Origin of the sequence: Immundisolibacter sp. (assembly GCF_041601295.1) — a bacterium.
Classification (GTDB): Bacteria; Pseudomonadota; Gammaproteobacteria; order Immundisolibacterales; family Immundisolibacteraceae; genus Immundisolibacter.
Genome location: NZ_JBFIII010000018.1, coordinates 1 through 26361 on the forward strand (window position 1 = coordinate 1; position 26361 = coordinate 26361).

Annotated in this window: 24 protein-coding genes and 1 tRNA gene; 13 read left to right on the top strand and 12 right to left on the bottom strand. The window is 65.0% G+C overall.

Translation table 11 applies throughout. From position 1 onward, the window contains the following. Window positions 1–175, top strand: a 175-nt coding sequence (locus tag ABZF37_RS03820) for a type II toxin-antitoxin system HicA family toxin (RefSeq protein WP_372717002.1), incomplete at its 5' end; no start/stop codon positions are given. A gap of 142 nt (window positions 176–317) precedes the next feature. Here ABZF37_RS03820 and ABZF37_RS03825 read toward each other — a convergent pair. Beyond that, window positions 318–1109: a hydroxyacylglutathione hydrolase gene (locus ABZF37_RS03825; protein ID WP_372716939.1), complete on the bottom strand. Its 792-nt coding sequence runs from the start codon at window positions 1107–1109 to the stop codon at window positions 318–320. A gap of 1 nt (window position 1110) precedes the next feature. Between ABZF37_RS03825 and ABZF37_RS03830 the strand changes: the two genes are divergently transcribed. Next, on the top strand, window positions 1111–1752 hold the full coding sequence (locus ABZF37_RS03830) for a DNA-3-methyladenine glycosylase (RefSeq protein WP_372716941.1): 642 nt from the start codon (window positions 1111–1113) through the stop codon (window positions 1750–1752). Between the two features lie 26 nt (window positions 1753–1778). On the opposite strand, the gene ABZF37_RS03835 is transcribed toward ABZF37_RS03830, so the two are convergent. From ABZF37_RS03835 to uvrA, 3 genes are read right to left on the bottom strand one after another with little or no spacing between them, the layout of a single operon-like run. Beyond that, a complete protein-coding gene (locus ABZF37_RS03835) occupies window positions 1779–2423 on the bottom strand; it encodes a glutathione S-transferase family protein (protein ID WP_372716943.1) in 645 nt (214 codons plus the stop codon). Between the two features lie 30 nt (window positions 2424–2453). Then, window positions 2454–3659, bottom strand: a complete 1206-nt coding sequence (locus ABZF37_RS03840) for an MFS transporter (protein WP_372716945.1) — start codon at window positions 3657–3659, stop codon at window positions 2454–2456. Then, the gene (gene uvrA / locus ABZF37_RS03845; protein WP_372716948.1) at window positions 3656–6535 is read right to left on the bottom strand and encodes an excinuclease ABC subunit UvrA; all 2880 of its coding nucleotides are present in this window, start codon (window positions 6533–6535) and stop codon (window positions 3656–3658) included. Before uvrA ends, ABZF37_RS03840 begins: the two co-directional genes overlap by 4 nt. Before the next feature lie 270 nt (window positions 6536–6805). On the opposite strand from uvrA, the gene ABZF37_RS03850 reads away from it, so the two are divergent. Continuing rightward, a complete protein-coding gene (locus ABZF37_RS03850) occupies window positions 6806–8149 on the top strand; it encodes an MFS transporter (RefSeq protein ID WP_372716950.1) in 1344 nt (447 codons plus the stop codon). A gap of 22 nt (window positions 8150–8171) precedes the next feature. Continuing rightward, complete coding sequence (ssb, locus tag ABZF37_RS03855) at window positions 8172–8690, top strand: single-stranded DNA-binding protein (RefSeq protein ID WP_372717004.1); 519 nt, start codon at window positions 8172–8174, stop codon at window positions 8688–8690. Window positions 8691–8724: 34 nt separating this feature from the next. On the opposite strand, the gene ABZF37_RS03860 is transcribed toward ssb, so the two are convergent. The 4 genes from ABZF37_RS03860 to ABZF37_RS03875 form a co-directional block, all read right to left on the bottom strand. After that, window positions 8725–9672: an L-threonylcarbamoyladenylate synthase gene (locus ABZF37_RS03860; protein ID WP_372716953.1), complete on the bottom strand. Its 948-nt coding sequence runs from the start codon at window positions 9670–9672 to the stop codon at window positions 8725–8727. After that, window positions 9672–10004: a 4a-hydroxytetrahydrobiopterin dehydratase gene (locus ABZF37_RS03865; RefSeq protein ID WP_372716955.1), complete on the bottom strand. Its 333-nt coding sequence runs from the start codon at window positions 10002–10004 to the stop codon at window positions 9672–9674. Before ABZF37_RS03865 ends, ABZF37_RS03860 begins: the two co-directional genes overlap by 1 nt. A 3-nt stretch (window positions 10005–10007) precedes the next feature. Further along, window positions 10008–11351 (bottom strand): 23S rRNA (uracil(1939)-C(5))-methyltransferase RlmD, encoded by a 1344-nt coding sequence (rlmD, locus tag ABZF37_RS03870; protein ID WP_372716957.1) that lies wholly within the window; start codon window positions 11349–11351, stop codon window positions 10008–10010. 68 nt (window positions 11352–11419) lie between these two features. After that, complete coding sequence (locus tag ABZF37_RS03875; RefSeq protein WP_372716960.1) at window positions 11420–12352, bottom strand: DMT family transporter; 933 nt, start codon at window positions 12350–12352, stop codon at window positions 11420–11422. A gap of 141 nt (window positions 12353–12493) precedes the next feature. Here ABZF37_RS03875 and ABZF37_RS03880 point away from each other — a divergent pair, with 141 nt between their 5' ends. Together ABZF37_RS03880 and def are read left to right on the top strand one after the other, a co-directional pair. Then, window positions 12494–13414 (top strand): hypothetical protein, encoded by a 921-nt coding sequence (locus ABZF37_RS03880; RefSeq protein ID WP_372716962.1) that lies wholly within the window; start codon window positions 12494–12496, stop codon window positions 13412–13414. Between the two features lie 155 nt (window positions 13415–13569). Then, window positions 13570–14103, top strand: a complete 534-nt coding sequence (gene def, locus ABZF37_RS03885) for a peptide deformylase (RefSeq protein WP_372716964.1) — start codon at window positions 13570–13572, stop codon at window positions 14101–14103. A gap of 12 nt (window positions 14104–14115) precedes the next feature. Here def and mfd read toward each other — a convergent pair whose 3' ends face one another. Next, on the bottom strand, window positions 14116–17616 hold the full coding sequence (gene mfd, locus ABZF37_RS03890) for a transcription-repair coupling factor (protein WP_372716966.1): 3501 nt from the start codon (window positions 17614–17616) through the stop codon (window positions 14116–14118). Window positions 17617–17639: 23 nt separating this feature from the next. On the opposite strand from mfd, the gene ABZF37_RS03895 reads away from it, so the two are divergent. The 4 genes from ABZF37_RS03895 to ABZF37_RS03910 all read left to right on the top strand — a co-directional run bounded on the left by ABZF37_RS03895 (window position 17640) and on the right by ABZF37_RS03910 (window position 22476). Beyond that, the gene (locus ABZF37_RS03895) at window positions 17640–18353 is read left to right on the top strand and encodes a uracil-DNA glycosylase family protein (protein ID WP_372716968.1); all 714 of its coding nucleotides are present in this window, start codon (window positions 17640–17642) and stop codon (window positions 18351–18353) included. Then, window positions 18353–18853, top strand: a complete 501-nt coding sequence (gene rimI, locus ABZF37_RS03900) for a ribosomal protein S18-alanine N-acetyltransferase (protein WP_372716970.1) — start codon at window positions 18353–18355, stop codon at window positions 18851–18853. Before ABZF37_RS03895 ends, rimI begins: the two co-directional genes overlap by 1 nt. An 81-nt stretch (window positions 18854–18934) precedes the next feature. Further along, the gene (locus ABZF37_RS03905) at window positions 18935–20518 is read left to right on the top strand and encodes a peptide chain release factor 3 (protein ID WP_372716972.1); all 1584 of its coding nucleotides are present in this window, start codon (window positions 18935–18937) and stop codon (window positions 20516–20518) included. A 98-nt stretch (window positions 20519–20616) separates the two neighbouring features. Continuing rightward, a complete protein-coding gene (locus tag ABZF37_RS03910; RefSeq protein ID WP_372716975.1) occupies window positions 20617–22476 on the top strand; it encodes a DEAD/DEAH box helicase in 1860 nt (619 codons plus the stop codon). A 38-nt stretch (window positions 22477–22514) separates the two neighbouring features. On the opposite strand, the gene ABZF37_RS03915 is transcribed toward ABZF37_RS03910, so the two are convergent. Next, window positions 22515–23330, bottom strand: a complete 816-nt coding sequence (locus tag ABZF37_RS03915; protein WP_372716977.1) for an alpha/beta fold hydrolase — start codon at window positions 23328–23330, stop codon at window positions 22515–22517. Then, entirely contained in the window at window positions 23311–23868 is a 558-nt protein-coding gene (gene idi, locus ABZF37_RS03920) for an isopentenyl-diphosphate Delta-isomerase (RefSeq protein WP_372716980.1), read from the bottom strand. Before idi ends, ABZF37_RS03915 begins: the two co-directional genes overlap by 20 nt. Window positions 23869–23923: 55 nt before the next feature. Here idi and ABZF37_RS03925 point away from each other — a divergent pair, with 55 nt between their 5' ends. Together ABZF37_RS03925 and ABZF37_RS03930 are read left to right on the top strand one after the other, a co-directional pair. After that, the gene (locus tag ABZF37_RS03925; protein WP_372716982.1) at window positions 23924–24148 is read left to right on the top strand and encodes a glutaredoxin family protein; all 225 of its coding nucleotides are present in this window, start codon (window positions 23924–23926) and stop codon (window positions 24146–24148) included. A gap of 45 nt (window positions 24149–24193) precedes the next feature. Continuing rightward, entirely contained in the window at window positions 24194–25153 is a 960-nt protein-coding gene (locus ABZF37_RS03930) for a dihydrodipicolinate synthase family protein (protein ID WP_372716985.1), read from the top strand. Between the two features lie 65 nt (window positions 25154–25218). On the opposite strand, the gene ABZF37_RS03935 is transcribed toward ABZF37_RS03930, so the two are convergent. Continuing rightward, a complete protein-coding gene (locus ABZF37_RS03935; RefSeq protein ID WP_372716987.1) occupies window positions 25219–25890 on the bottom strand; it encodes a Bax inhibitor-1/YccA family protein in 672 nt (223 codons plus the stop codon). A 123-nt stretch (window positions 25891–26013) separates the two neighbouring features. On the opposite strand from ABZF37_RS03935, the gene ABZF37_RS03940 reads away from it, so the two are divergent. Then, window positions 26014–26101, top strand: a tRNA-Ser gene (locus ABZF37_RS03940). Window positions 26102–26361: the final 260 nt, after the last annotated feature.

Genomic DNA, 26361 nt, shown 5'->3' on the forward strand with positions numbered 1-26361 from the left:
CAATCTGGGCTTCGAGGAAGTGCGCCAACGTGGCTCACACAAGCAGTACCGGCACGCCGACGGCCGCGCGACAACCGTGCCGCACCACGCCAGTCGGGACGTCTCTCCGATCCTTCTGCGTCAGATTGCACGCGACATCGACCTGACCGTCGATGAGCTGATCGCGCACCGCTGAACGACGATACATGCCCGTGGGTCTGGTTGATCCGGACAGTAGCTCAGGCAAGGAGAGGAACCCGGCCTGCTGGTCCAGGGCGGCCGATGCGCAGTGCGCCTAACGATGCGATGGCGGTATACCGTCTCCGAGACTGATCGCCTCACCAGCTGTTGCGCAACTCTCGCAGCTTTATAAACACGTCCTGGGGTGACGGCTGTGTCGGCAGGTCCGGAAAGGCCTCGCGCAGGCGGGCGATGACGGTGGGGTTGCTCAGGCGAAAGAAGGCGTTGACCTCTTTTTCCTCGGCCAGGGTGGTCAGGCGTGCGGCGTGTGGATCCTGTGTTTCGACCTGGGTCAGCAGTTGCACGGCGCGGGCGTTGCCAGGCTCGCGGTCCAGGGTGAACTTGAGGTTGTTGGCGATGTAGTCGTGGCCGGGGTAGAGCACCGTCGCGTCCGGCAGTTTGGCCAGCTGGTTGGCGAAGGTGTGGTACAGGTGCTCCGGGTGGCCACCACCATGGCAGTTGCCGGCGCCGGCATTGAACAGCGTGTCGCCGCTGATCAGGCCCGGCTGGTCGCCGCGGCAGAACAGGCACACGTGGCTCATGGTGTGGCCGGGGGTGTCGAGCACTTCCAGTTCGCCGCTCTTGCCGATGGCGATCACGTCGCCCGCGTGCAGGCCGCGGTCGATGCCGGGGATGCGATCCCTGGCGCCGGCATGGGCCAGCAGCTTGGCGCCGGTGGCGGCGATGACACGGGCGTTGCCGCCAATGTGGTCCGGGTGTTCGTGGGTGTTGAGCACCTGGGTGATGCGCCAGCCCCGGTCGGCGGCCTTGGCCAGCACCAGATCGGCTTCCAGGGGGTCGATGGCCAGCGCCTCGCCGGTGTCGGGGCAGGCGATCAGGTAATGGAAGTTGCGATAGTTATTATCGGAATAGATTTGCTCGACGATCATGATGCTCAGTCCTCAAGGTACGAATGCCGATAGCGCGGATTTTGGTGCGGTTCTGCGCCACGCCGAAGCTTACCTTGCCGGCGCGGATACGGCGCTGGCAGCGGTGTTGAACCGCCTGGGGCCGTTGCCCGCGGCGGATTACCAAGGCGAGCCATTTGCGGCCCTGTTGCGGGCGGTGATTGGCCAGCAATTGTCCAACCGCGCCGCCGCCAGCATCGCCGCCAGGTTGTTTGCGCTTACCGCCATGCCGGCGACCCCGCATGCGGTACTGATGCTGAGCGAAGCCGACCTGCGTGGCTGCGGCCTGTCCGCGGCCAAGACGCGCAGCGTGCTGGGTCTGGCGCGGGCAATCGGGGAGGGTGCCATCGACCTTGCGGCGCTGGCCGATGCCGACGACCTGGCAGTCAACGCGGCGCTGACCGTCATGCCCGGTATCGGGCCGTGGACGGTGCATATGTTTTTGATGTTCGGCCTGGGTCGGCTGGACGTGTTCGCGCCCGGCGATCTTGGCCTGCGGCGGGCCGTGCAGCGGCTGGAGGATTGGCCAGAACTGCCGACGCCGGCCGCCTGCCTGGCGCGCGCGGAACGCTGGCGGCCGTACCGAACCGTGGCCGCCTGGCAGCTTTGGCGCTGGCTGACGTAGCGGCCCACGCCGCCCGCTGCAGGGGTTTAGCCAAGGCTCGCCATGAGGCTCTTTTCGTCTTCCAGGCACAGCTGGAAGCTTGGCCGCGCCAGCGTCTTTTTCAAGAGGGCGGCAAGTTTGGGGAAGCTGGCCGCATCCACCTGCTCGCCGGCGTGGTTCAGGTTCACGAACTGCGTGGTGACCGCCAACTCGCCCAGGCTGAAAGCGCCGCCTCCCAACGCGCCCGCGCTGATTTTTTGTTCCAGGTAGTCGCACACTGCCGGCAGCTCTTTCAGGCTGGCCGCGACCTTGGCTTCGTCAGCCGGTTCGCCGCGCATACGGCCCTTCACGATGCGCTCGAAGAACAAACCTTCGGTGCAGACGTGGAACAACTTGGTATCGGCGTATTCCTCGAACCACAGCGCGTGCGCGTAAGCGACCGGGTCGGCAGGCAGCAGAGCCGGGGTGGGGTGGGATTTTTCGAGGTAGGCACAGATCACGCTGGAGTCAGCCAGGCCGATCCGTTCGTCGCTGAACGCCGGGATTTTGCCCAGTGGGCTCAGGGCGCGAAATTCGGCGTCGTCGCTGCCGGGAAACACCGGCCGCAAGTCATACGGCAGATTTTTTTCGGCCATGACAACGCGCACTTTGCGCACGAAAGGGGACAAGGGGATACCAAGCAGGGTATTCATAACGTGCTCCTCGGAAAGCAGACAAGTCGGTTAATCGTACGCGAGACCGCTGCGGCGCAGGTATAGGTATGTGCCACCCAGGCCGAGTAGCAGGAACGCTCCGGTGGCCAAGAACGCGCCGCGCAGTCCAAAGCCATGCACCAGACCGCCCAGAACCAGCGGTATCGCCAGGTAACCCAGACGGTTGAACAGGGTACGCATGCCGATGACCAGACCCCGCAGGCTGGGTGCGGTTTGCCGGCCGATGACGGTCAGCAGTGTTGGCAGGCTAAGCCCAAGGCCAAGCCCGTGCAGGGCGCTGAGCAGGCCCACGGTCAGGTGCGTGCTTGCGAAGGGCACCAGACTGATCGACACCATCGACAGGGCGATGGACCCGAACAGCACCGTATTCAGGGAACTGCGCCGGATAACCATGGCCGCGGCCAGCGAACCGAACGAAACGGCGCCGTTGATGCAGGCGAACATGACGCCGATGGCGGCAGCCGAGAAGCCGATCTGGTCCAGGTACACCGGGTAGAAGGACGCATTGACCGCCGCCGACGACAGACGCAGCAGGGTCAGCAACATGACGATCATCAGTGGCACCTGCAACAGCAGGGGCAGTGCGTTTTTGTAGGCGCCGGTGGTCACCTGCCACAGCTTGTCCGCGCTGCGGCTGTCGCGCACGTCCGGCAGCGGCAGGGTCACCAGTGCCAGGGCGCCACCCCACAGGGCCATCAGCAGGAAGCCGGCGTCCAGGCCATAGCCGGCGACCAGCACGCCCGCCAGCAGCGGGGCCAGCAGCATGCCGATGCTGCCGGCAAACGAGAAACGACCCATGAAGGTATGGCTCTCGGCCTTGGGCGCCGCACGCACGGCGTAGGCCTGCGCTGCCAGCCAGCTCATGCTGCGCGCCAGACCGCCCAGCAATTGCAGCGCGCAGGCGCCCAGGAATCCATCCACCAGCGGATACGTGGCGGCGGTAAGGCCAACACCGAGCGCCGCCAGCAGCATGATGCGCCGCTCGCCGTAGCGGTCGCACAGGGCGCCCGCCGGGATGGCCAGCAGCAACGGGCTGAGGGAGGCCATGGCCACCACGGTGCCCAACTGCGCTGGTGGCAGGCCGTGTTCCACTGCCCACAGGGGCATCAACATGCCGATCAGCGCTTCGGTGGTAATGCCAAAAAAGGCGCTGGCGTATATCAGGCCCCGCCGCAGGGGACCCAGCGCGGCCGGTGCCGACGCTTCAGCGGTCACGCGCGGCGCCGATCGCCAGCCTGTGCGGCCGCCTGGCGACGCAGCAACGGTGCCAGAAAACGCCCGGTGTGCGAGCGCGGTTCGAGAGCCAGATCCTCCGGCGTGCCACAGGCGACCAGTTGGCCGCCGCCGCTGCCACCCTCCGGACCGAGGTCGATTACCCAGTCGGCGGTTTTGATGACGTCCAGGTTGTGCTCGATCACCACCAGGGTGTTGCCGTCGTCACGCAGGCGCGTGAGCACGCCCAGGAGTAACTCGATGTCCTGAAAATGCAGGCCGGTGGTGGGTTCGTCAAGAATGTACAGGGTACGTCCGGTGTCGCGCTTGGACAGCTCGCGCGACAGTTTCACGCGCTGTGCCTCGCCACCGGACAGGGTGGTGGCGGCCTGCCCCAGCCGCACATAACCCAGGCCCACGGCACTGAGGGTATCCAGCTTGCGCTTCACCATGGGCACCGCGCTGAAAAACTCGCCCGCCTGTTCGATGGTCATGTCGAGGATCTGGTGGATGTTCCGGCCCTTGTATTCAATCTCCAAAGTTTCGCGGTTGTAGCGCTGCCCGTGACAAACATCACACGGCACGTAGATGTCGGCCAGGAAGTGCATTTCCACTTTCAGCATGCCGTCGCCCTGGCAGGCCTCGCAGCGTCCACCGGCGACGTTGAAGCTGAAACGGCCCGGCCCGTAGGCGCGCGCGCGGGCTTCCGGGGTGCCGGACAATATGTCTCGGATTGGCGTGAATAATCCGGTATAAGTTGCTGGATTGGAACGGGGTGTTCTGCCAATCGGGCTCTGGTCGATATTGACCACCTTGTCGATCAGGTCCAGGCCGTGGATGGCCTGGTAGGGAGCCGGCTCGTCACGAGCGTGGTTGAGGCGTTGCGCCACGGCCTTGTAGAGCGTTTCGTTGATCAGGGTGGATTTGCCGGAGCCGGACACGCCGGTGATACAGGTCATCAGGCCCAGCGGAATGCTGACCGTGATATCGCACAGGTTGTTGCCATTGGCGCCCTCTATGCACAACATCCGCTCGGGGTCCGGCTGGCGGCGCTGCGTCGGCAACGCAATGGCGCGCCGGCCGGACAGGTACTGGCCGGTGATCGAGGCCGGATTGGCCATGATGTCGGCGGGCCGTCCTTCGGCAATGATGTAGCCACCATGCGCGCCGGCCCCAGGGCCCATGTCGACGATGTGGTCGGCCAGTTGCATGGCCTCCTCGTCGTGCTCGATGACGATGACGGTGTTGCCGAGGTCGCGCAGGTAGGTGAGAGTGGACAGCAGGCGCTGATTGTCGCGCTGGTGCAGGCCGATCGACGGCTCGTCCAGCACGTACAGCACGCCGACCAGCCCGGCGCCGATCTGGCTTGCCAGGCGGATGCGCTGCGCTTCGCCGCCGGACAAGGTATCGGCCGAGCGCGCCAGGGTCAGGTATTCGAGCCCGACGTTGACCAGAAAGCCCAGCCGGGATTCGATCTCGCGCAGGATCTTCTGGGCGATGGTGCCGCGTGCGCCGGGCAGTTCCAGTTCGCGAAAAAAGGTAATCGACTGGCCCACCGGCACCGCCACCAGTTCCGGCAGGTTGCGACCGGCCACGAAAACATTGCGCGCCTCGCGTCGCAGCCGGCTGCCGCCACAGCCTACGCACGGCCGGTTGCCCAGAAAACGCGCCAGGTGCTCGCGCACGGCGCTGGAGTCGGTCTCGCGATAGCGGCGGGAAAAATTGTTGACGATGCCCTCGAACGGGTGTCGCTTGCGCTTGCTGCGACCGCTGGGAGTCGCGTAGGTAAAGACGATTTCCTCCTCGCCACTGCCAAACAGGATCGCCTGCTGGTGCAGGTCGGGCAGCTCCTCGAACGGCGTTTCGAGGTCGAAGTCGTAGTGCCGCGCCAGGCTCTGCAGGATGTGCATGTAGTAGGTGTTGCGCCGGTCCCAGCCGGGAATGGCACCGGCGGCAAGACTGAGGCTGGGGTCGGACACAATGCGCTGTGGGTCGAAAAACTGCGCCAGGCCGAGGCCGTCGCACTCCGGGCAGGCGCCGGCCGGATTGTTGAAAGAGAACAACCGCGGTTCGAGATCGGCTACCGAATAGCCGCACTGCGGGCAGGCATAGCGGGCCGAGAACAGCAGCTCCGGTTGTGGCTCGTCGAGAAAGGCCACCCTGACGATGCCCTCACCCAGCTTGACCGCCGCCTCAAACGAATCGGCCAGGCGCTGCTGGGCATCCGGTCGCACACGCAGGCGGTCAACGACCACCTCAACATCGTGTTTGCGCTTGCCATCGAGCACCGGCGCCTGATCGAGTTCCACCAGGTGGCCATCAATCCGGGCGCGCACGTAACCGCGCCCGCGCAGGCCATCCAGCAACTGCGCATGCTCGCCCTTGCGGCCGGCCACCACCGGCGCCAGCAACATGACGCGCGTTTCCGGCGGCAGCGCCAGCAGCGTGTCCACCATCTGGCTCACGGTCTGCGCGCGCAGCACGGCGCCGTGATCCGGGCACTGGGGTTCGCCGACCCGGGCAAACAGCAGGCGCAGGTAATCGTGAATCTCGGTAATGGTGCCGACCGTCGAGCGCGGGTTGTGCGAGGTGCTCTTCTGTTCGATGGAAATGGCCGGCGACAGACCCTCGATGTGGTCGACATCGGGTTTTTCCATCACCGACAGGAATTGGCGCGCGTAGGCCGACAGCGACTCCACGTAGCGGCGCTGACCCTCGGCGTACAGGGTGTCGAAGGCCAGCGAGGACTTGCCGGACCCGGAAGGGCCGGTGATGACGGTCAACCGGTCGCGCGGCAGGTCGAGGTCGATGTTCTTCAGGTTGTGGGTACGCGCACCACGGATACGGATTGCGGGCGGGCCTTCATCAGGGCTGTGCATGCGGCGGTTCGGGCTCGATTAGGTAAACGTGCGATGGTAGCAGGCCGGCGACCGACTCCTGGCACTGACCGGGCCGCGCATGTTCCCCGGGGGGCGGTGCATTTGCGGTGGCCAACCGACAGGCGCGCCGGGTCCACTGCCTGCGTAACGATTGATGTGCCGGTAATCGACCGCGTGCTTGCCTTGTGGCGAGGCGGCCTGCGGCCAGATAATGCCGGCCCGGCACGCACTTTCGGTGCTGTCGATCTGTATCCATTGGCACCGATACCCATGAATTCCAGCGAACGGCGCGTTACCGGCACCCTGTCGGTCATCTATATCTTGCGCATGCTGGGTCTGTTTCTGCTGCTGCCGGTACTGGCCCTGTACGTGGAGGGACTGCCGGGCTCCACACCGCTCAAAGTCGGCCTAGCCGTGGGCATGTACGGTTTCACGCAGGCCTTGTTCGGGCTGCCGTTCGGCACCTTGTCCGACCACTTTGGTCGCAAACAGATCATCACCCTGGGCCTGGGGCTGTTTGCCGCCGGCAGCCTGCTGGCCGCGGTGGCGCAAAGTGCAAACGGCATTATCGCGGGGCGTGCGTTGCAGGGGGCCGGCGCGGTAGCGGCACCGATCATGGCGCTGCTGGCCGATCTGCTACGGCCGGAGCAGCGCACCAAGGGCATGGCGGTAATCGGCATCAGCATTGGCGGTTCCTACCTGATAGCGCTTCCGCTGGGTCCGGTGCTGGCCGCCTGGCTGCAGGTGCCGGGCCTGTTCGTGCTGATCGCAGTCCTGGCGGCCATGATGATTGCCGTGCTGTGGGTTGCCGTGCCCACGCCGGTCACCACGCGCCCGGTGGGACAATCGGGCCAGCAATTTCGCGCCGCGCTTACCGATCCGCACCTGCTGCGGCTCGATTTCAGCATCATGGCGCTGCATATCCTGATGACCGCCACCTTTGTGGCCCTGCCGCCGTTGCTGCGGGATGGGCTGAATCTGGCGCCCTCGCAGCATCCCTGGCTGTACCTGCCTACGGTATTGTTGTCGATCGTCGCCATGGTGCCGCTGATCGTTTATGCCGAAAAGCGACACCAGCTGAAGTCGGTGTTTATCGCCATGATCGGTCTGCTTGCGGGGGGCTTGCTGCTGCTGGTCGAAGCCAGCCATACCCTGTGGGCGGTGGCGGCCGGTCTGGTCGCGTTCCTGACCGCGTTCAACGTGCTGGAGGCGACGCTGCCATCCATCATGTCGCGTTTGGCGCCCATCGCCGGGCGCGGCACCGCGATGGGCCTGTATTCCACCTCGCAGTTCCTGGGAGCGTTCATCGGTGGAGTGGGCGCCGGCTGGCTGCGCGGGCAATATGGTGCGCAGGGGGTGTTCCTGGGCGGGCTGGGCGTGTGCGTGGTGTGGCTGGCGGTAGCGATCGGACTCCGTCCGCCGACACCCCTGCAGACGCGTCTGATCGAGGTTGGTAATGTCACTGCGGCGCGGGCGCGCAGCCTCACTAGCGAGCTGGCGGCCCTGACCGGGGTGGCGGAAGCAGTGGTGATCCCGGAGGAAGGGGTGGCCTATTTGCGCGTGGACGGCACGCGTTTCGAGTCAGCCAGTCTGGAACGGTTCAAGATAGCGTGAGAGTAATCGGCATACGGAGGCAATCATGGCGCGCGGAGTAAACAAGGTAATTCTGATCGGCAACCTGGGGCGCGACCCGGAAGTGCGCTATACGGCGGGCGGTGCGGCGGTGGCCAACCTGGCCATCGCCACCACCGACTCGTGGAAGGACAAACAGACCGGCGAGAAAAAGGAAAGCACCGAGTGGCACCGGGTGGTGTTGTTCGGAAGATTGGGCGAAATAGCCGGCGAGTACCTCAAGAAAGGCCGTTCGGTGTACATCGAAGGCCGCCTGCAAACCCGCAAATACGAAAAAGAGGGCCAGACCCACTACAGCACTGAAATCGTCGGCTCCGACATGCAGATGCTCGGCGGTGGCGAGGGCCGTGGCGAAGGTGGCGGTGGCTGGAACAAACAATCCGATGACGAGGGCGGTGCCTGGGGTGGAGACGACTCGACCGGGCGTCCGCGCGCCGCGCCGGGCGAAGCGCGCAAACCCGCCGCCGCGGCCAAGCCGGCCGACGACTTCGGTGGCGATTTCGACGACGATATTCCGTTCTGAGGCTGCTCTTGATAACGCGCCTTGAACAACGTTTTCAGGGCACCGTAGTCACGGCCCGCCGCAATCGGTCGTTGACCGCCTGCCAGGGCTCGTCTTGCGGCGGCGCTTCGATCAGCAGGTGCGCGTGGCCCTGTGCGTCCAGTGCGCGCAGCGCGGCGTACAAGCCGCGGCCGTAGTCAGCCGGTTCATTCGGCAGGGCGATGCCGGTGTCCGCTGGACCGTGGCCGATAGCAAGCACGCCCACTGCCAGTCCCTGGCTGGCGAGCTGTGCCAGCCGGGCGGGGAGGGCGGCACAGTCAATCAGTTCCGCTGGCGTCTGTGGCGCGTAGTGGCGTTGCAGCTGTCCCGGCGTGCGTGGTTCGGTGCCGCCTGGCAGATGGGTAGTCTCGCCAAGCAGGCGACTGATGTCTTGCGGCGTGATGGCACCGGGGCGTAGTACTACCGGCGCGCCGCGACTGAGGTCGACGATGGTCGACTCAATCCCGATCTGACACGGCCCGCCGTCCAAAATCAGTGATATCGCATCGCCGAACTCCGCTTCGACGTGGGCCGCGGTGGTCGGACTGATATGGCCGAAGCGATTCGCCGACGGTGCCGCAATACCGCTGCCGAAGGCGCGCAACAGGGCGAGCGCGACCGGATGGTCAGGCACGCGCAGGGCGACGGTGTCCTGCCCGCCGGTGACGGTTTTGGGCACCCGTGGGCCACGCGCCAGAATCAGCGTCAGTGGTCCCGGCCAGAAGGCCTGTGCCAGTGCGTGAGCGGCGGCTGGCACGTCGGCTGCCCAGTCTTGCAAGGGCGTGTCGGGCGGCAGGTGAACGATCAAGGGGTGATCCACGGGCCGGCCCTTGAGGGCGAAGATACGCGCCACCGCGATGGGGTTTAGGGCGTCTGCGCCAAGCCCGTAGACGGTTTCCGTCGGCAAGGCCACCACCTTGCCGGCGCGCAGCAAGGCCACGGCTCGCGCGATCGAGCGGTCCATCATGGGGTCAGACGGTCGATCTGCGCCGCCAGGATGAAGTCGTTCAGGCTCAAACCGCCGACCGAGTGTGTCCATAGGGTGATCTGGACCCGACCCCAGGCAAGCAGCAGGTCGGGATGGTGATCTTGCGCCTCAGCCAGGGCGCCAATCCGGTTGACCAGTGCCAGGCCGGTGGCGAAATCCGGCAGCGGGTAGGCACGCTGCAGATGCTGCCCATCCACTACCCGCCAGGCGGGGTCGATCCGGGGCAGCAGCGCCCGCACCTCATCGGCAGCCAGGGACGGTGTACCGGCAGGCAGGGGCGCGCAGTGCTGCTGGGCGAGTTCGATCATGGTTCAGCCTCGTTCGAACAGGGCAATCGATTCTACGTGCGCGGTGTGCGGAAACATGTCGACGATGCCCGCTTGCGCCAGGCGGTAGCCGTGGCCGGTCAGGAGTCCGGCGTCGCGCGCCAGTGTGGCCGGGTTGCACGACACATACACGATACGCGCGGGCCACGGTTTGCCCAGGGCGCCGCACAGCTCCTGCGCGCCCGAGCGGGGCGGATCAAGCAGCCAGGCGTCGCAGCGACCAAGCCGCGCCACCGCGCCGGCCGCGTCCTGATAAAGATCGGCCACTTCAAACGTGCACCGCTCGGCCAGGCCGGCCCGCTTGGCATTGCCACGTGCCCGTGCGACCAGCGCGCTGTCGCCTTCCACACCGTGCACGCAGGCGCCTGCGTGCGCCATGGCCAGGCTGAAATTGCCCACACCACAGAAAAGATCGGCCACCCGCGCGCCGGCCACCGGCGCCAGCAGACTGACGGCAAGCGGCACCAGGCGCTGGTTGATATCGAAGTTGACCTGCGTGAAATCGAGCGGCCCGAACTGAAGTTCGAGTCCATACGCATCCAGCCGATACGCCAGCGGCTGGTCCGAGCCCGGCGGCAAGGGATGCAGCGTGTCCGGCCCGCCCGGCTGCAAGAACCAGCGCACCGCGTGGGTGATCGCAAACGTCGCCAGCGAGGCCCGGTCCTCGCTGCTGAGGGGCTTCATGTGGCGCAGCACCAACACCACGTCGTCGTCCGTGGCGGTGACCTCCAGTTGCGGAACATCGCCACTGATGGACAGCGTGCCGATAAGCTCGCGCAGCGGTTGAATCAGCTTGCCAAGACGCGCGTCGAGCACCGGACAGTCGTGCATTTCCGTCAAGTACGATGAGCGCCGCTCGCGAAAGCCCACCAGCACGCCGCCTTTCTTGTCCACCTTGCGCACGCCCAGCCGCGCCCGGCGCCGGTAATGCCATGCCGGACCGATCACCGGATCGATCCAACTGGCCGGCTGCACGCCACCGATGCGTGCCAGCTTTTCGGCGAGCAGCGTCTGCTTGTCCTGCACCTGGGCGGCGTGCGTCTGATGCTGCAATACGCAACCGCCACAGCGCTCGTATACCGGGCAGACCGGTGTCACCCGCTGCGCCGAGGCCTCCAGCACCTCGGTGACCAGGCTCTCGTCATAGCTGCCGTGCCGGCGCAGTAGCGTGGCGTTGACCCGCTCGCCGGCCAGTCCTCCGTGTACAAAACACAGCTTGCCGTCGATGTGGGCGACGCCCTGGCCGCCGTCGGCCATGTGCTCGATATGCAATGGCTCTGAAAGGGCCTGAGCGGCTGCGGGGCGGGCGCGAAAGTTACGACGATTCATTTAATGGGAAAGCCTGGACCCGTGGAGCAACGCGCAATTATGAGCGCGGTCGTGGTCGCGCCGCCTTTTCAGGCGCCCGGGCGGGTCCGCCTGGGCAGCGTTACCAGCAATACGCCGGTGAGCACCAATCCCGCGCCAAGCAGTTGCACCGGCGTAGCGGGTTCCCCAAGCACCAACACGCCAAGGTAAATGGTGAGAATTGGTCCGGCCGACCCGACCAGCGCCACCTGACTCGCCCCACTGCGTTTAATGGCTTCCGCCAGCAACATCGCCGGCAGGACTGTGGAGACCACCGCCATGGCCAAGGCCAGGCCGTAAACCGATGCCGGCTGCCGCAAGTCCGACAGCGGCTGGGTGACGGCAAATTGCAGCAGCACAAAAACAGTTGAGATCAGCATGGCGTAGGCGGCGGTGCGCTGCGCGCCGATCCGCGCGATGGTGTCGCCGCTTGCCAGCAGGTACAGGGCATAGGCGACCGCCGATCCGAACACCAGCGCGCTGCCCAGCAACAGGCCGCTGCGGTCCCCGGTCAGGTGCAGGTCACTTGCAAATGCCAGCGCGATGCCGCCGTAGGACAGGGCGAGCGCGACCGTCTGACGCCGGGACACGCGCCTGCCGGTGAGCCAGGCACTGATCACTACCACCATGGTGGGGTACAGGAACAGGATCAGCCGTTCCAGCCCCGCATTGATGTAGTTCAGTCCCCAAAAATCCAGAATGCTGGCCAGGTAATACCCGGTCAGGCCCAGCCAGATCAGGCGAAACCAGTCGTCAGCCCGCAAACGGGCACTGCCTTTGGCGCCGCGGGCGTACCAGGCCAGCGCCAGAAAAAACGGCAGCGCAAACAGCATGCGCAGCGCAAGCAAGGTCACTGCGTCAACGGTGTGCCAGGCATAGGCCAACTTGACCAGGATTGCCTTGACCGAAAATCCAAACGCCGCCAGCAGGGCAAACATGGTGCCGGTGAGCCGGACGTGGCGCGCGGAAGGCAAGACAGGCATGGTGGACCCGGAGCTGGCAAGGTGACGGCAGTTTACCGACGGCCGGGACGTCAATGTGGGCGCGAGCGCTCAAGATGGGCCGGGTTCTCGCCGATAACCGCATGCCCGACTGCCGTGTCCAGGGGTATGTGGACGATGTTGATGCCAAGTACGGCCGCCAGGCTACAGCCGCTGATTTACACCGAGTTGCACGTCGATGCGGCGCGCTTCGCTACCGACGATTTCAACCCGTTTCACGACAAGCACCGCTGGCAGCAGATTGCCGGCAACCCGTTTCACGGGCCCCTGGTGCTTGGCTTTCAACTGGCGGCAGTTGTCGAAGAAGCCGTGCGTCGGCACCGGCTTTTCCACGGCGAGCAGATTCTGGTGCAGCGCCATGCGCTGCGCTACAGCAACTACCAGCTGAATTTTGCCGCGGCCGTCGTCCCTGGTCAGACGGTGCAGGCCGAGATCAAGCCCAGCAGTCTGACCCTGGGCACAAACCGGCAACTGAGCAACCGTGTCGTGCTACGCGCAGACGGCGTACCGGCGGTGCTGGGCTTCAAGCGCGAGTCGGCGCAGCCGCTTCTTGACCTGATGCCCACGGGCCTTGGGCTTGACCTGTTGCAGTCTTGGCCGGATCGCAGCTACCTGCCCGACGGTCGCACATTCCTTAAGCGAAAGTTCGTGATGACAGGCAATGGCAAGACCTTCCTGCTGGGTGCCGGTGTGGAGCCGGCGCTGTACATCGACGAGATTGCCGGTCGGGTCCAGTTCCCGCAGATGTTTCCGGTGAGCTACCTGTCCTGCGCACTGCTGGAGCGCGGCGTGCATGACGGGCATGACTTTGCCGCGCAACCGCTGGTGTACGTCGCGCACCGCTACACGCTGGACACGCGGCGCCTGGCGACGCTTACCAGTAACGACGCGCTATGCCTTTTAATTGGCGAACCGGACGTGGCCGGCACAGACGCCCGAAGTGCCCAGCGGCATACCTACCCCTGTCACATCATGTTGGCTGATGACGGCAGCCCGCTATGCGCGGCAGAGCTGGTCCTGGCGCCCCTTGCCGCGCTGAAATGAGCTGAGGGGATCGACCGCGAGCCTTTGCGCGCGGGATTGGACTCCCATAGACCCGCCCGGCTCCGGGTGTGGACGCCTGCGGTCACCGGCTAAACACGCTCAGGTTTGCGCTACCCTGCATGCGGCGGCAGGAATCGCCGCCTACGGAGGTCGGCATGCCAGTACAGCACGTGTTGAGAATGGGTCATCCACTACTGCGTCGGGTAGCCGAACCGGTGGCGAACGTTCGCGATCCGGCGATCGCGACCTTGCTTGAGGACATGCTCGATACGATGGCTGCCTGTAATGGCGCCGGTCTGGCGGCACCGCAAATCGGCGTATCGGTGCGGGTGGTGGTATTTGGCATGATGCACAACCCGCGGTACCCGCAGGCCGAGCCGGTGCCCCAGACGGTGCTGATCAATCCGGTCATCGAGGTGCTCGACCCGACGCCGGAAGACGGCTGGGAGGGCTGCCTTAGTGTGCCCGGGCTGCGTGGCCTGGTGCCCCGGCCAAGGGCCATCCGCTACCAGGGCTTCGACCAGCGCGGACATCTGATCGAGCGCGAGGTGACCGGGTTTCACGCCCGCGTGGTGCTGCACGAGTGTGATCACCTTGACGGTGTGCTGTATCCGCAGCGCATTCGCGACCTGAGGCAGTTCGGTTTCGAACCGGAAATTACGGCTGCGCTTGCCGACGCCGCCGATTGAGGAAGCGCTGAATCACGCAGCAGTTACCTGGCGGCCAAGCCGTCGTAGCAGATCCTCGACAGCCACCAGGCGCGCCTGTGGGTCAGGCGTCACCAGGCTGACGCTCAGCTTGCTGCGGCCGTCGAAACGGTAGGTCTTGGGTTCGCTGCGTATCAGCTGGAGCAGGGTCTCGACGTTGATCGCGGGCTCGGCCGTGAAACCGATGCTGAAGCCTTCCTCGCCACCGGCGATAGCCAGCACCCCCAGCGCCTTGGCCAGCAGCCGCAACCGCGCCTGCGCGAACAACAGGACGGCCGCTGGTGGCAGGGCGCCGAAACGGTCCACCAACTCCACCTGCAAATCGTCAAGCGCCTCGCCGTCGGTGGCGTTGGCCACGCGCTTGTACAGTACCAGGCGGTGGTGCACATCGGGCACGTAGTCGGCGGGCAGCAGAGCTGCGGCGTGCAGGTTGATTTCCAGCTCGTGCCGCAGGCCGGCATCGAAGTCCGGTTCGCGCCCGGCGCGGATATCGCGTACCGCCCGTTCCAGCAGTTCGTTGAACAGCGTGAAGCCGATTTCCTGGATATGTCCGCTCTGCTCCTCGCCCAGCAGCTCGCCGGCGCCGCGGATTTCCATGTCGTGGCTGGCCAGGGTGAAGCCGATGCCCAGTTCGCCCAGCGACTCGATCGCTTCCAGGCGCTTCAGTGCGTCCCCTTTGAGCGCGTCCCGACTCGGCACCAGCAAATAGGCATAGGCCTGGTGGTGCGAACGACCGACCCGGCCACGCAACTGATGCAGCTGCGCCAGGCCAAGGTTGTCGGCACGATCGATGATGATGGTGTTGGCGGTCGGCACGTCGATGCCACTTTCGATGATAGTGGAGCACACCAACACATTGAAGCGACGATGGTGAAAGTCCGCCATGATGCGTTCCAGCTCGCGTTCCGGTAGCTGACCATGGGCCACGCGCACGGTCGCTTCCGGCAACAGGCGGGCCAGGTCCAGGGCCGCCCGTTCGATGGTCTCGACCCGGTTATGCAGGAAGTAGACCTGCCCGCCACGTTTGAATTCGCGCAGACAGGCTTCGCGTACCAGCTCGCCGTCGAATGGCCGGACAAAGGTCTTGACCGCCAGGCGCCGTAGTGGCGGGGTCGCGATGATCGACAGATCGCGCAGGCCGGACATGGCCATGCTCAGCGTGCGCGGAATGGGCGTCGCGGTCAGGGTAAGCACATCAACCTGCGCCCGCAGCGCCTTGAAGCGCTCTTTTTGCTGCACGCCAAAGCGGTGTTCCTCGTCGATGATCACCAACCCCAGACGCTCGAACTGCACGTCTTTCTGCAGCAGCCGGTGGGTGCCGATAACAATATCGAGCTTGCCCTGCGCCAGGTCCGCGAGAATCTGTTGCTGTTCCGGTTTGGACTCGAAGCGCGTCATCGCCGACACGCGCAGTGGCCAGTCGGCCATGCGGCTGCGGAATGAGTCGGCATGCTGCTGCGCCAGTAGCGTGGTCGGTACCAGTACCGCCACCTGCTGACCAGCGTGGGCAGCGACGAAGGCGGCGCGCACCGCGACTTCGGTTTTGCCAAAGCCCACATCGCCACATACCACGCGGTCCATGGGCTGGTCGCTGGCGATATCGGCCAGCACTTCGCCGATGGCGCGCGCCTGGTCGGGCGTCTCTTCGAACGGAAAGCTGGCGGCAAAGCGCGCGTAGTCGTCGGGTAGCGGGATGGCGCGACCGCCCCGGGCGGCGCGTTTGGCGTAGATGGCAAGCAGCTCGGCGGCGGCATCGCGCACCTGCTCGCGGGCCTTGCGCTGGGCGCGCTCCCACTGGCCGCTGCCGAGTTTGTGCAGGGGCGCGTGCTCGGCGTCGGCGCCGGTATAGCGGTGTATCAGGTCCAGGCTGCCGACCGGCACGTAGATCTTGGCGTGGTCGGCGTATTCGATGGCCAGGTACTCGCCGTTACTGCCGCCGACATCCAGGGTTTCCAGACCCAGGTAACGGCCAACGCCGTGCTCCACGTGCACGATGGGGTCGCCGGCAGCCAGTTCGCTGAGGTTGCGGATAACCGCTTCGGGGTCGCTCTCGCGCCGATCGCGCCGCCGCGCCTGCACCACGTGCTCGCCGTAAATCTGGCTCTCGGCGACGATGGCGATACCAGCCCGGGGCAACAGCAGGCCTTCGTCGACCGGCGCCACGGCCAGCGTGAGCGGTGCGCTACTGGCCAGGAACTGCGGCCAGTCGTCGACCACCTGCACCGATATATGCTGGCGCTGCAGCATGTCGCGCAGGGTTTCGCGCCGCCCGAGGCTTTCCGCGGCAATCAGCGTGCGGCCGGCAAACCCGGCCACGAATGATTCCAGCTGCGCCAGTGGCCGCTCGGTCCGGCTGTCCACCGGCAGTGCCGGCGGCGTGCCGACCGGCAGGGCCTGGGTATCCGCAACACCACCCATAAGCACCTGTGGGAACCGCTTGAAGGCGGCGAACACAGCGCCCGGTTCAAGGTACAGCTCGGCCGGCGGCAGTGGGGGATAGTCCAGCCATTGGCTGCGCACCGCATGGCGCTCGCGGATGGTGGCCCAGAACGCCTCGCCAGTCGCCAGACAACCGTCCTGCCAAACCACCGTGGTGCTTGCGGGCAGGTAATCGAACAGTGTGGCGGTGGCCTCGAAGAACAGCGGCAGGTAAAACTCGACCCCGGCCGGAGTGCGCCCGGCTTGCAACTCCCGATACAGGGGTGCCCGTGCCGGGTTACTTTCGAATACCGCCATATAGCGTTGATAAAAGCGCTCAATGGCCGGCGGGTTGACCGGAAACTCCCGTCCCGGCAATAAATCCACCCGTTCGAGTTGTACCTGCGAGCGTTGATTGTCCGGGTCGAAGCGGCGAATCGACTCCACTTCGTCGTCAAACAGCTCGACTCGAAACGGGGCATCGCTGCCCATGGGAAACAGATCCAGCAGCCCACCGCGCACCGCGAATTCGCCGTGCTCCATGACTTGGTTGACCGCGGTGTAGCCGGCCCGGATCAGACGTTCGCGCATCTGCCCCAGATCCAGTCGGTCGCCCCGCGCCAGACACAAGCTGTAGGCATCCAGGTAACTGGGCGGGGCCAGGCGCTGCATCAGCGTGGACATCGGCACAATCGCCAGGCCCCGTCGCAGGGTTGGCAAACGGTGCAGCGTGGCGAGCCGCTCGGAGATCAGATCCTGGTGCGGCGAGAAGGCGTCGTAGGGCAGGGTTTCCCAGTCGGGAAAGGTAAATACCGGCAGATCGACACCGGCGAAAAAGGGAATCTCGCGCTGAAGGCGTTCCGCCATCCGGGTATCGGTGGCAACAACCAGTAGCGGGCCGCTGGCTGCATCGGCTGCCTCGGCCAGTGCCAGCGCCGCCGCGCCGCCGCTCAAGCCGCTCCAGTCTCGGCGCTCGCCTGCCCTCGTCGGTAGTGGTGGAGAAAGCAGCGGCACAGGATGCGATGGGGCGGGGACGGGGCTTGCGGTAGTCATGGACCCGTTATTATAGGGAAGCATCCCCCATTGCCGGTTTTTTGTTTATGCCAGTGACTGCCCGCCAGGCCGGTTATCTCGACGCCCTCGGCATTGATCGCTACCAGCCGCGTGTAGTGGTACCGCACCCGGCGGCGCAACCCCAAAGCCCGGTAACCGCGAAAAGTGCACCGCACAGCGACCCCGCCGGCGCCTGGCGCGTACTTGCCGCAGAAGTAGCCGGCTGCACCGCCTGTGCGCTGTCGGGTACACGCACGCAGACCGTGTTTGGCGTTGGCCAGCAAGACGCCGACTGGTTGATCGTCGGGGAGGCGCCTGGCGCGGAAGAGGACGCGTGCGGCGAGCCGTTCGTCGGTCGCGCCGGCAAGTTGCTGGACTCGATGCTGCTCGCGGTGGGCCTGGACCGCCGTCGCGGTGCCTACATAAGCAATATCGTCAAATGTCGCCCGCCGAAAAATCGCGATCCCGCTCCTGCCGAAGCGGCTGCCTGCATGGGCTACCTGGAGCGCCAGATCGCGTTGCTTCAACCGGAATTGATCGTCGCCGTCGGTCGTGTCGCCGCCCAGCACCTGCTCGGCAGCGAGGAGCCGGTTGGCCGCTTGCGCGGCCGGGTGTGGCATTGGCGCGATACCGGCATTCCACTGGTCGTGACCTACCACCCGGCCTACCTGCTGCGCTCGCCTCTGGAAAAACGCAAATCCTGGGATGACCTGTGTCTGGCTCAGGAGGCGTATCGCCAACGCAAGGGACCAAGCGCCTGATGGTGGCGCGTCTGCCCCTGCCCGGGTCGGCCGCCGCCGGAGGGATACTTACCCTGCGTGCGATGCTGGTCGGCGATGCGCGGGACGTGGCCGCGATCGAGCAGGTGGCCTACCCGCCACCGCAGCCCTGGTCGGAAGGAATTTTTCGCGATTGCCTGCGCGTTGGCTATTTATGCCAAGTGCTGGAACTCGAAGGCCAGATCATCGGTTACGGCATCCTGTCGATCGCTGCCAGCGAGGCACATCTGCTCAATGTATGCATCGCACCGTCGCACCAGGGCTGCGGATACGGGCGACAGCTGGTACACCATTTCCTGGATTTGGCCGACCGTTACAAGGCCGATACGGTGTATCTGGAAGTGCGTCCGTCGAACGTCGCGGCGCGCGAACTTTACAAATCGCTTGGGTTTCGCCGGGTTGGCGTGCGAAAATCCTACTATCCAGCTCTGCCGGGCGAGCCGCGTGAAGACGCCATCCAGCTTGCCCGTGATATCGCCTGAGGCGTCCTGATCCTCGTCTGAGACGATTCTGCCCCAAGATTACTCTGCGCCCGGCCATACGGCCGCCGGCGCCAATCCACTATGACTGAACTTGCTAGCGAAGTCGCCCAGCGGCGAACTTTTGCCATTATTTCGCACCCCGATGCGGGGAAAACCACGCTCACGGAAAAGCTGCTGCTGTATGGCGGCGCGATCCAGATGGCGGGCACCGTCAAGGCTCGCAAGGCGGCGCGGCACGCCACCTCGGACTGGATGGCGCTGGAAAAGGAGCGCGGCATCTCGGTCACCTCCTCGGTAATGCAGTTCCCGTACCGGGACTGCGTGATGAACCTGCTGGACACGCCTGGCCACGCCGATTTTTCGGAGGACACCTACCGCACGCTCACGGCGGTGGATTCGTGCCTGATGGTGATCGACGCCGCACGCGGTGTGGAAGAGCGCACCATCAAGCTGATGGAAGTGTGTCGCCTGCGCGACACGCCCATCATCACCTTCGTCAACAAGCTGGACCGCGAGGGTCGCGAGCCGGTCGAGTTACTTGACGAGATCGAGTCGGTGCTCGGTATCGCCTGCGCGCCGGTGAGCTGGCCGATCGGCATGGGCCAGCGTCTGAAAGGCATCGTCGATCTGATTACCGGCCAGGTACGTCTGTTTGGCGTCCGCCATGGCGAGCGCGCCGACGCTGGCGAGTTGCTGGACAGTCTGGGCGACCCGCGCCTGCTGGAGCACATCGACGCCTACGAACTTGCCGCGCTGCGGGACGAAATCGAACTGGTGCAAGGCGCCAGCGCCAATTTCGACCTGGACGCCTACCGCGCCGGCAAGCAGACGCCGGTGTTCTTTGGCTCCGCCATCCACAACTTTGGCGTGCAGGAATTACTGGACGCGGTGGTCAGCTACGCGCCGCCGCCGGGCGCGCAGGCGGCTGTGGAGCGCAGCGTGCAGCCGGATGAGCCTGCATTCACGGGCTTTGTGTTCAAGATCCAGGCCAATATGGATCCCGCGCACCGTGACCGGGTCGCGTTCTTTCGCGTCTGCTCGGGCGCCTATCAGCGGGGCATTCGGGTCAGGCACGTGCGCATTGGCCGCGACCAGCAACTGGCCAATGCCATTACGTTCATGGCGGGCGAGCGCGAGGGCGCCGAACATGCCGTCGCGGGCGACATCCTGGGCATCCACAACCACGGCACGGTGCGCATTGGCGACACCTTTACCCAGGGCGAGAGCCTGCGCTACACGGGCATCCCGGATTTTGCGCCAGAGTTGTTTCGGCGCGCACAATTGCGCGACCCCTTGCGCTCCAAGGCCCTGCTGAAAGGTCTGGAGCAATTGTCGGAGGAGGGAGCGATGCAGCTTTTTCGTCCGCTCATCAACAACGACCTCATCCTGGGCGCGATCGGCGTGCTCCAGTTCGAGGTTGCAGCCTACCGCCTGAAACACGAGTACGGCGTCGAGGCCAGCTTCGAGGCGGTCAACGTTGCCACCTGTCGCTGGGTGCAGGGTGAGGACGCCAGGAAACTCGACGAATTCCAACGCCGCGCCGAAGCCAATCTTGGTTTGGACAGAAACGGTGAATTGGTTTACCTGGCGCCAACCCGCATCAATCTGAATCTGACCGAAGAACGCTGGCCGCAGCTGCGTTTCCTCGCCACGCGCGAGCATTGAGCGTGCGCCGGGCAGACCGGCACCGACCATTCGGGGACTGCGCCACGCAATGACCGGCGCCGCCCCGCCCCTTCTTTCCATTGCAGGCATTCCTGGATATGACCACAGACCCCGATAACTTACCCACCTTCGCCGAGCTGGACCTGGCCCCGGTCGTACTGGAGGCAGTCACCGCGCTCGGTTACGAAATCCCGACGCCCATCCAGGCCCGGATCATCCCGTTCCTGCTGGCCGGGCGTGACGTGCTTGGTCAGGCGCAGACCGGCACCGGCAAGACCGCCGCCTTCGCACTGCCGATCCTGTCGCGTATCGATGCCCAGCTGAAGCAGGTGCAGGTCATGGTGTTGACCCCGACGCGCGAGCTCGCCATCCAGGTGGCGCAGGCGTTTACCCGCTATGGCGCTCATTTGCCGGGTCTGCGGGTGCTGTCCGTGTATGGCGGCCAGGGCTACCGCGATCAGCTGCGCGAACTGCATCGCGGTGTGCAGGTGGTGGTCGGCACGCCGGGGCGGGTCATGGACCATATGCGTCGCGGCACGCTGGACCTGTCGGCGCTCGGCATTCTGGTTCTGGACGAAGCCGACGAGATGCTGCGCATGGGCTTCATAGACGATGTCGAGTGGATTTTGTCCGAGACGCCGGCAACGCGGCAGGTGGCGTTGTTCTCCGCCACCCTGCCGACGCCGATCAAGCGCATTGCCCAGCGCCACCTCAAAGACCCGCAGGAGGTGTCGATCAAGGTCCGCACCACCACCGCCGAGACCATCCGCCAGCGCTATTGGCGCGTCAGCGGTGTACACAAGCGAGAGGCCCTGACCCGCATCCTTGAAACCACGCCGCATGAAGGCGTGATCGTGTTCGTACGTACCAAAACCGAAACCCTGGGCGTGGCCGACTACCTCATCGCGCAGGGCTACGCCGCCGCGCCGTTGAACGGCGACATCCAGCAGAACGTGCGCGAGCACACCGTCAGTCGTCTCAAATCCGGCAAGCTGAACATACTGGTGGCCACCGACGTGGCCGCCCGTGGTCTGGACGTGGAGCGCATCAGCCACGTTATCAACTATGACATTCCCAACGACACCGAGTCCTATGTGCATCGCATCGGGCGCACCGGGCGCGCCGGGCGCAGCGGCGAAGCCATCCTGTTCGTGGCGCCGCGTGAGATGCGCATGCTGCAAGCGATCGAACGCGCCACCCGCCAGCGGATCGAAGAAATGCCCCTGCCGGGCGTGGAAGCGGTCAATCAGCGACGCATCGAGCGCTTCTGCAAACGCATAGACGATGCCCTGTCGAATACGGAAAGCGCCGAAACGCTAGACCTTTTTCGGCGTGTACTGGGCGAGTACGAGACCGAGAAATCAGTGCCATCGGCCGACATCGCCGCCGCGTTGGCCATATTGCTGCAAGGTGACGAGCCACTGCTGCTGGCGCCCGAGCGTAAAACACCGCGGTTTGCCGAGCCACGCTCCACCGGGGCGCGCCTTGACCGCACGCCCGCACCAGGGCCGGGCGAACGCCGACCCCCACGCGCCGCGGCGCAGCCAACAGGCGATCTGGAGTCCTACCGGGTCGAGGTCGGCGCCACGCATGGCGCGAAACCGTCAAATCTGGTCGGCGCCATCGCCAATGAGGCGGGGATCGACAGCAAATACATCGGCCGGATCGAGATCTACGAGGGATACAGCACGGTCGATCTGCCACAAGGCATGCCCAATGACCTGTTGGAAATACTCAAACGCACGCGTGTTGCTGGTCAGCCGCTGGCCATCAGTCGTGTTGCCGATGGCGCGCCCAAGGCGGGGCCCTATCAGGCCACGCGCGCGTCTCGGGATCCGGCACCTGACAGCACCCCGCGCCCGTTCAAACCGCGACTGGTCGTTGGCAAGCCGGGCAAGCCCGGCAAGCTGAAGGTCAAGACCGGTTATCCGAAGCGTCGACCCGCAGAGGGAAGCTAGGCTGGGGCAGTCTTGGCAAGCGACGGATCGTCCCGGAATCAGGCCGAATGAGCCGCGCGCAAGAACTCCAGCACCCGGATATTGAACAGCGCGGCATTCTCGAGCGACGGGCCATGACCGAGGTCCGGTAACAGTTCCAGGTGCGCCCGTGGCGCCTGCGCAGCCAGCGCCTCGCCCATGCGGGCAAAATCCGGCAGGTCGCGTGTGCCAACCAACACCAGCGTGGGGGCGAGTAGTTCGTTCAAGCGACTCGCCAGGGGTGGTTCGAGGCCCGTCTCCGGGTCCCGGTGTTGCCAATGCCAGCCGGAATAATCGGACATGATCTGTGTCAACAGGGTGCGTCCGGCCGGTGACTGCAGAGTCGGAGCGAACAGCGAGGCATTCAGCCAGGCGGTCCGCGCTGCGTCCAGGCCATCCTGGCCAGCGATTTGCCAGACGCTTTTCAGCAGCGCCATCAACTGGTCCAGTTGCGTATAGCCGCGCAGGAGCGGCGCGGACAAGACGACACGCTCGGTTCTTTCGGGATAAGCCACGGCAAAGCTTGCCGCAATACCGCCGCCAAGCGAGTGGCCAAGCAGGTGCGTCCGTTTCACGCCCACGGCATCGAGCAACGCCAGCAGATCCTGATGATGGGCATAAGGCATGACGCCCGGTGGACTGGAGCGCCCGAAACCACGCAGGTCATAGCTGATAACGTCGTAGTGGTCTGCCAGCGCCGGCCACTGCGGGGCCCACACCCGCAAGTCCAGACCAAACCCATGCACCAGTACCAGGCTTTCACCCTGGCCCTGGCGGCGGTAGTGCAGGCTGCCGCCATCGATATCGATCCGGCCCTCAGCGGGTGCAGTGGTCATGAATCCAGGTGTCCAGTGCTGGCAGACAGCGGGCGAGAATTTCTCGCAGCCAGGGCGTGTAGCTTTCCGGCGCTTGCGCCACCTCAGTCAACAGTTGCGGCCAGTCCAGCCAGCGCCAGGCGCTGGCCTCCAGTGGGTCCGGCCGCGGATCGCCGGCGTAGATGCCACACAGTACGTGGTCGAACTCGTGTTCCGTCAGCGCACCGATTACCGGTAGCCGGTAGCGAAGGCTGCTGATCACGGTCAGCGCGCAGTCGAAACCCATTTCCTCGCCCAGGCGTCGACGTGCCTCGTCGCGCAGCGGCTGATCGGGCTGCGGGTGCCCGCAACAGGTGTTGGTCCACAGACCACCGGAGTGGTACTTGCCATCCGCCCGCCGTTGCAGCAGCACGCGTCCGGCGGTATCGAAAACGAACACAGAGAATGCCCGGTGCAAGAGTCCGCGACGGTGGGCATCGAGTTTTTCGGCGCGGCCGGTGGGGCGGTCCTGGTCATCCACCAGCTGTACCCATTCCACGGCAGGCGAGGGAGGCGTCATGGCGGCAGCATGCCAGAGCCCGCGCAGCAGGCCAATACGCCGTTATTATCGTGCCATGCCATCGCTACTGTATGTAACCGCCGGCTGCCACTTATGTGAGCAGGCACACGCAGTGCTGGCGCGGGCCGGGCTGGCGGACGCGGTGCAGCAGGTGGAGATTGGTTACGACGAGGCGCTGGCCGAAACCTACGGTTCGCGTATCCCGGTGCTGCGCATTGAACCGGGCGGCAGGGAGCTGGACTGGCCGTTCAGCGCAGCCGACGTGCTTGCGATTGTTTGAGCCATCAGATTTCGACCTATTGATTGTCAGCAAGAGGAGATCGACATGGATTACACGCGTGCTGAGGCCAAGGCCTGGGCTGGAAAGAAGTTTCATGGTTTCTTTGAGGCGCCGTTCACGCCCATTGACGCTAACGGCGAGATCGACGCCAAGCAGCTACAGGAAAACATCGACCGTTATATCGAGCTGGGCGTGGATGGCCTGGTAGTGGGCGGCTTCATCGCCGAGCTGTGGACCATGACCTACCAGGACTGGCTGCGCTACCACCAGCTGTGTGCGCAGGCGGTGCGCGGGCGGGTGCCGCTGTTCACCATCATCCTGGAGTCGTCGGCCAAGCAGGCTATCGAGAAGCTGGCCTTCGTGCAGAAGCTCGGTTACGACGGCGCCGAGATCATGAACCCGTCGGTACAGCTACGATCCGATGACGAAATTTTCGATTTCATGAAGTACGTCGCGGAGCGGTCGCCGCTGGCGCTGGTGCTGTACCGCACGCCGATGCCCGGCACGCTGATGTCGATGGACCTGATCGTGCGCCTGGCGGAAATCGACACCGTGGTAGGCGTCAAGCAGGGCAGCTTCAGCCGCTCCGATACGCTGGTGCTGCGACGTCGGGCACGCCCGGATTTCATCGTCAGCGAGCCGATGGAGAGCTTTTTCCTGGACGACCTGCGGGCCGGTGGGCAGGTTTTGTGGGCGGCGTTCTGGTATCTGGCCTACGGCAAGCTGCGCCCGCTGATGCGCGAGTACTACACGCTGGCCCGCGCCGGCCGCTGGGACGAGGCGCGCAAGCCCTGGGAGGCGTTGCAGCCGGCGCGGGTGTTCTTTGAGGATCTGGCCACCGATATGGCGCGTACCGGCACCTACGCCAGTCACATCGCCATGATGAAACCGTGGATGGAGGCGATTGGATTTCCGGTCGGACCAGTCCTGCCGCCGGTACGCGGCCTGGCTGCCGAGCGACGGGAATGGCTGATCGATCAGCTACAGAAACTCGGCGTCGCTTGATATAGACCCGGATATGAAAAACCCCGCTGCGGCGGGGTTTTTCATAAGCCGTTGGTGGGCGACGATCAGTCTTCGCCGCCGGCGAAACCGAGCAAGTGCAGCAGACTCAGGAACAGGTTGTAGAGGCTGACATAGAGGGTGACCGTGGCCATCAAATAGTTGGTCTCGCCGCCGTTTACCAGCGCGCTGGTCTGATACAGGATCACCGCGCTCATCAACAGCACGAACATCGCACTCACGGCCAGCGACAACGCCGGAATTTGCAGGAATATGGCCGCCAGCCCGGCCAGGAAGGCCACCATGACGCCAGCGAACAGAAAACCGCCCATGAAGCTGAAATCCCGCTTCGAGGTCAGCGCGTAGGTGGACAGGCCCAGAAAAATCGCACCACTGCCACCCAGTGCCGTCATCACCAGCTGGTGGCCGTTGCTGAACATCTTCAGGTAGAGGCTGACAATGGGGCCGAGTGTAAAGCCCATAAATCCGGTCAACGCGAACACCGCCAGGATGCCCCAGGCACTGTTGCGCAATTTGTGTACCGCGAACAGCAGGCCGAAATAGCCGACCAGGGTTCCGATCAAGCCCGGTCCGCGCAGATCGAGCGCCATCGCAAAGGCGGCGGTCGCGGCGCTGAACAGCAGCGTCATCGCCAACAGCATGTAGGTGTTTCGGATCAGGGCGCTGGTTGTGGCGTGCGGGGTAGCACGCAGGGATGCTTCTAGCGGGTTGGTATTCATTACGTCTGGACCTCGGTATCGGCCATCGGGGCAGGGTGATTCTAAACAAATCCCATGCCGGCGCCACTCGGACGGTCGGGTCTGGCAGTCGGGCGGGGGCTCCGCTATCCTTCGCCCGCCCGCGGAGAGGTGGCTGAGCGGTTTAAAGCGGCGGTCTTGAAAACCGTTGACTCGCAAGGGTCCGGGGGTTCGAATCCCTCCCTCTCCGCCACATCTGCCCGCCGCCTTGGGGGATGGTCGGGCTTGCCGCCGGTGACACCGGTATAATCGTGGCTCGTTAACTCCTTTAAAAGCAATCCCATTACGTGATAAGTCGTCTGATCCATGCAGTAAAAGCCGTTCTCCGCCGCACACCCAGCGTCCCCGAACCCATTCTGACTACCCCGGAATCCGCCCCACGGCGGCCACGGGCTCAACGTCATCCCAAAGCAAAGCCTGACGCAGCAGCGCCAAAAAAAGCCTTGCCACGGG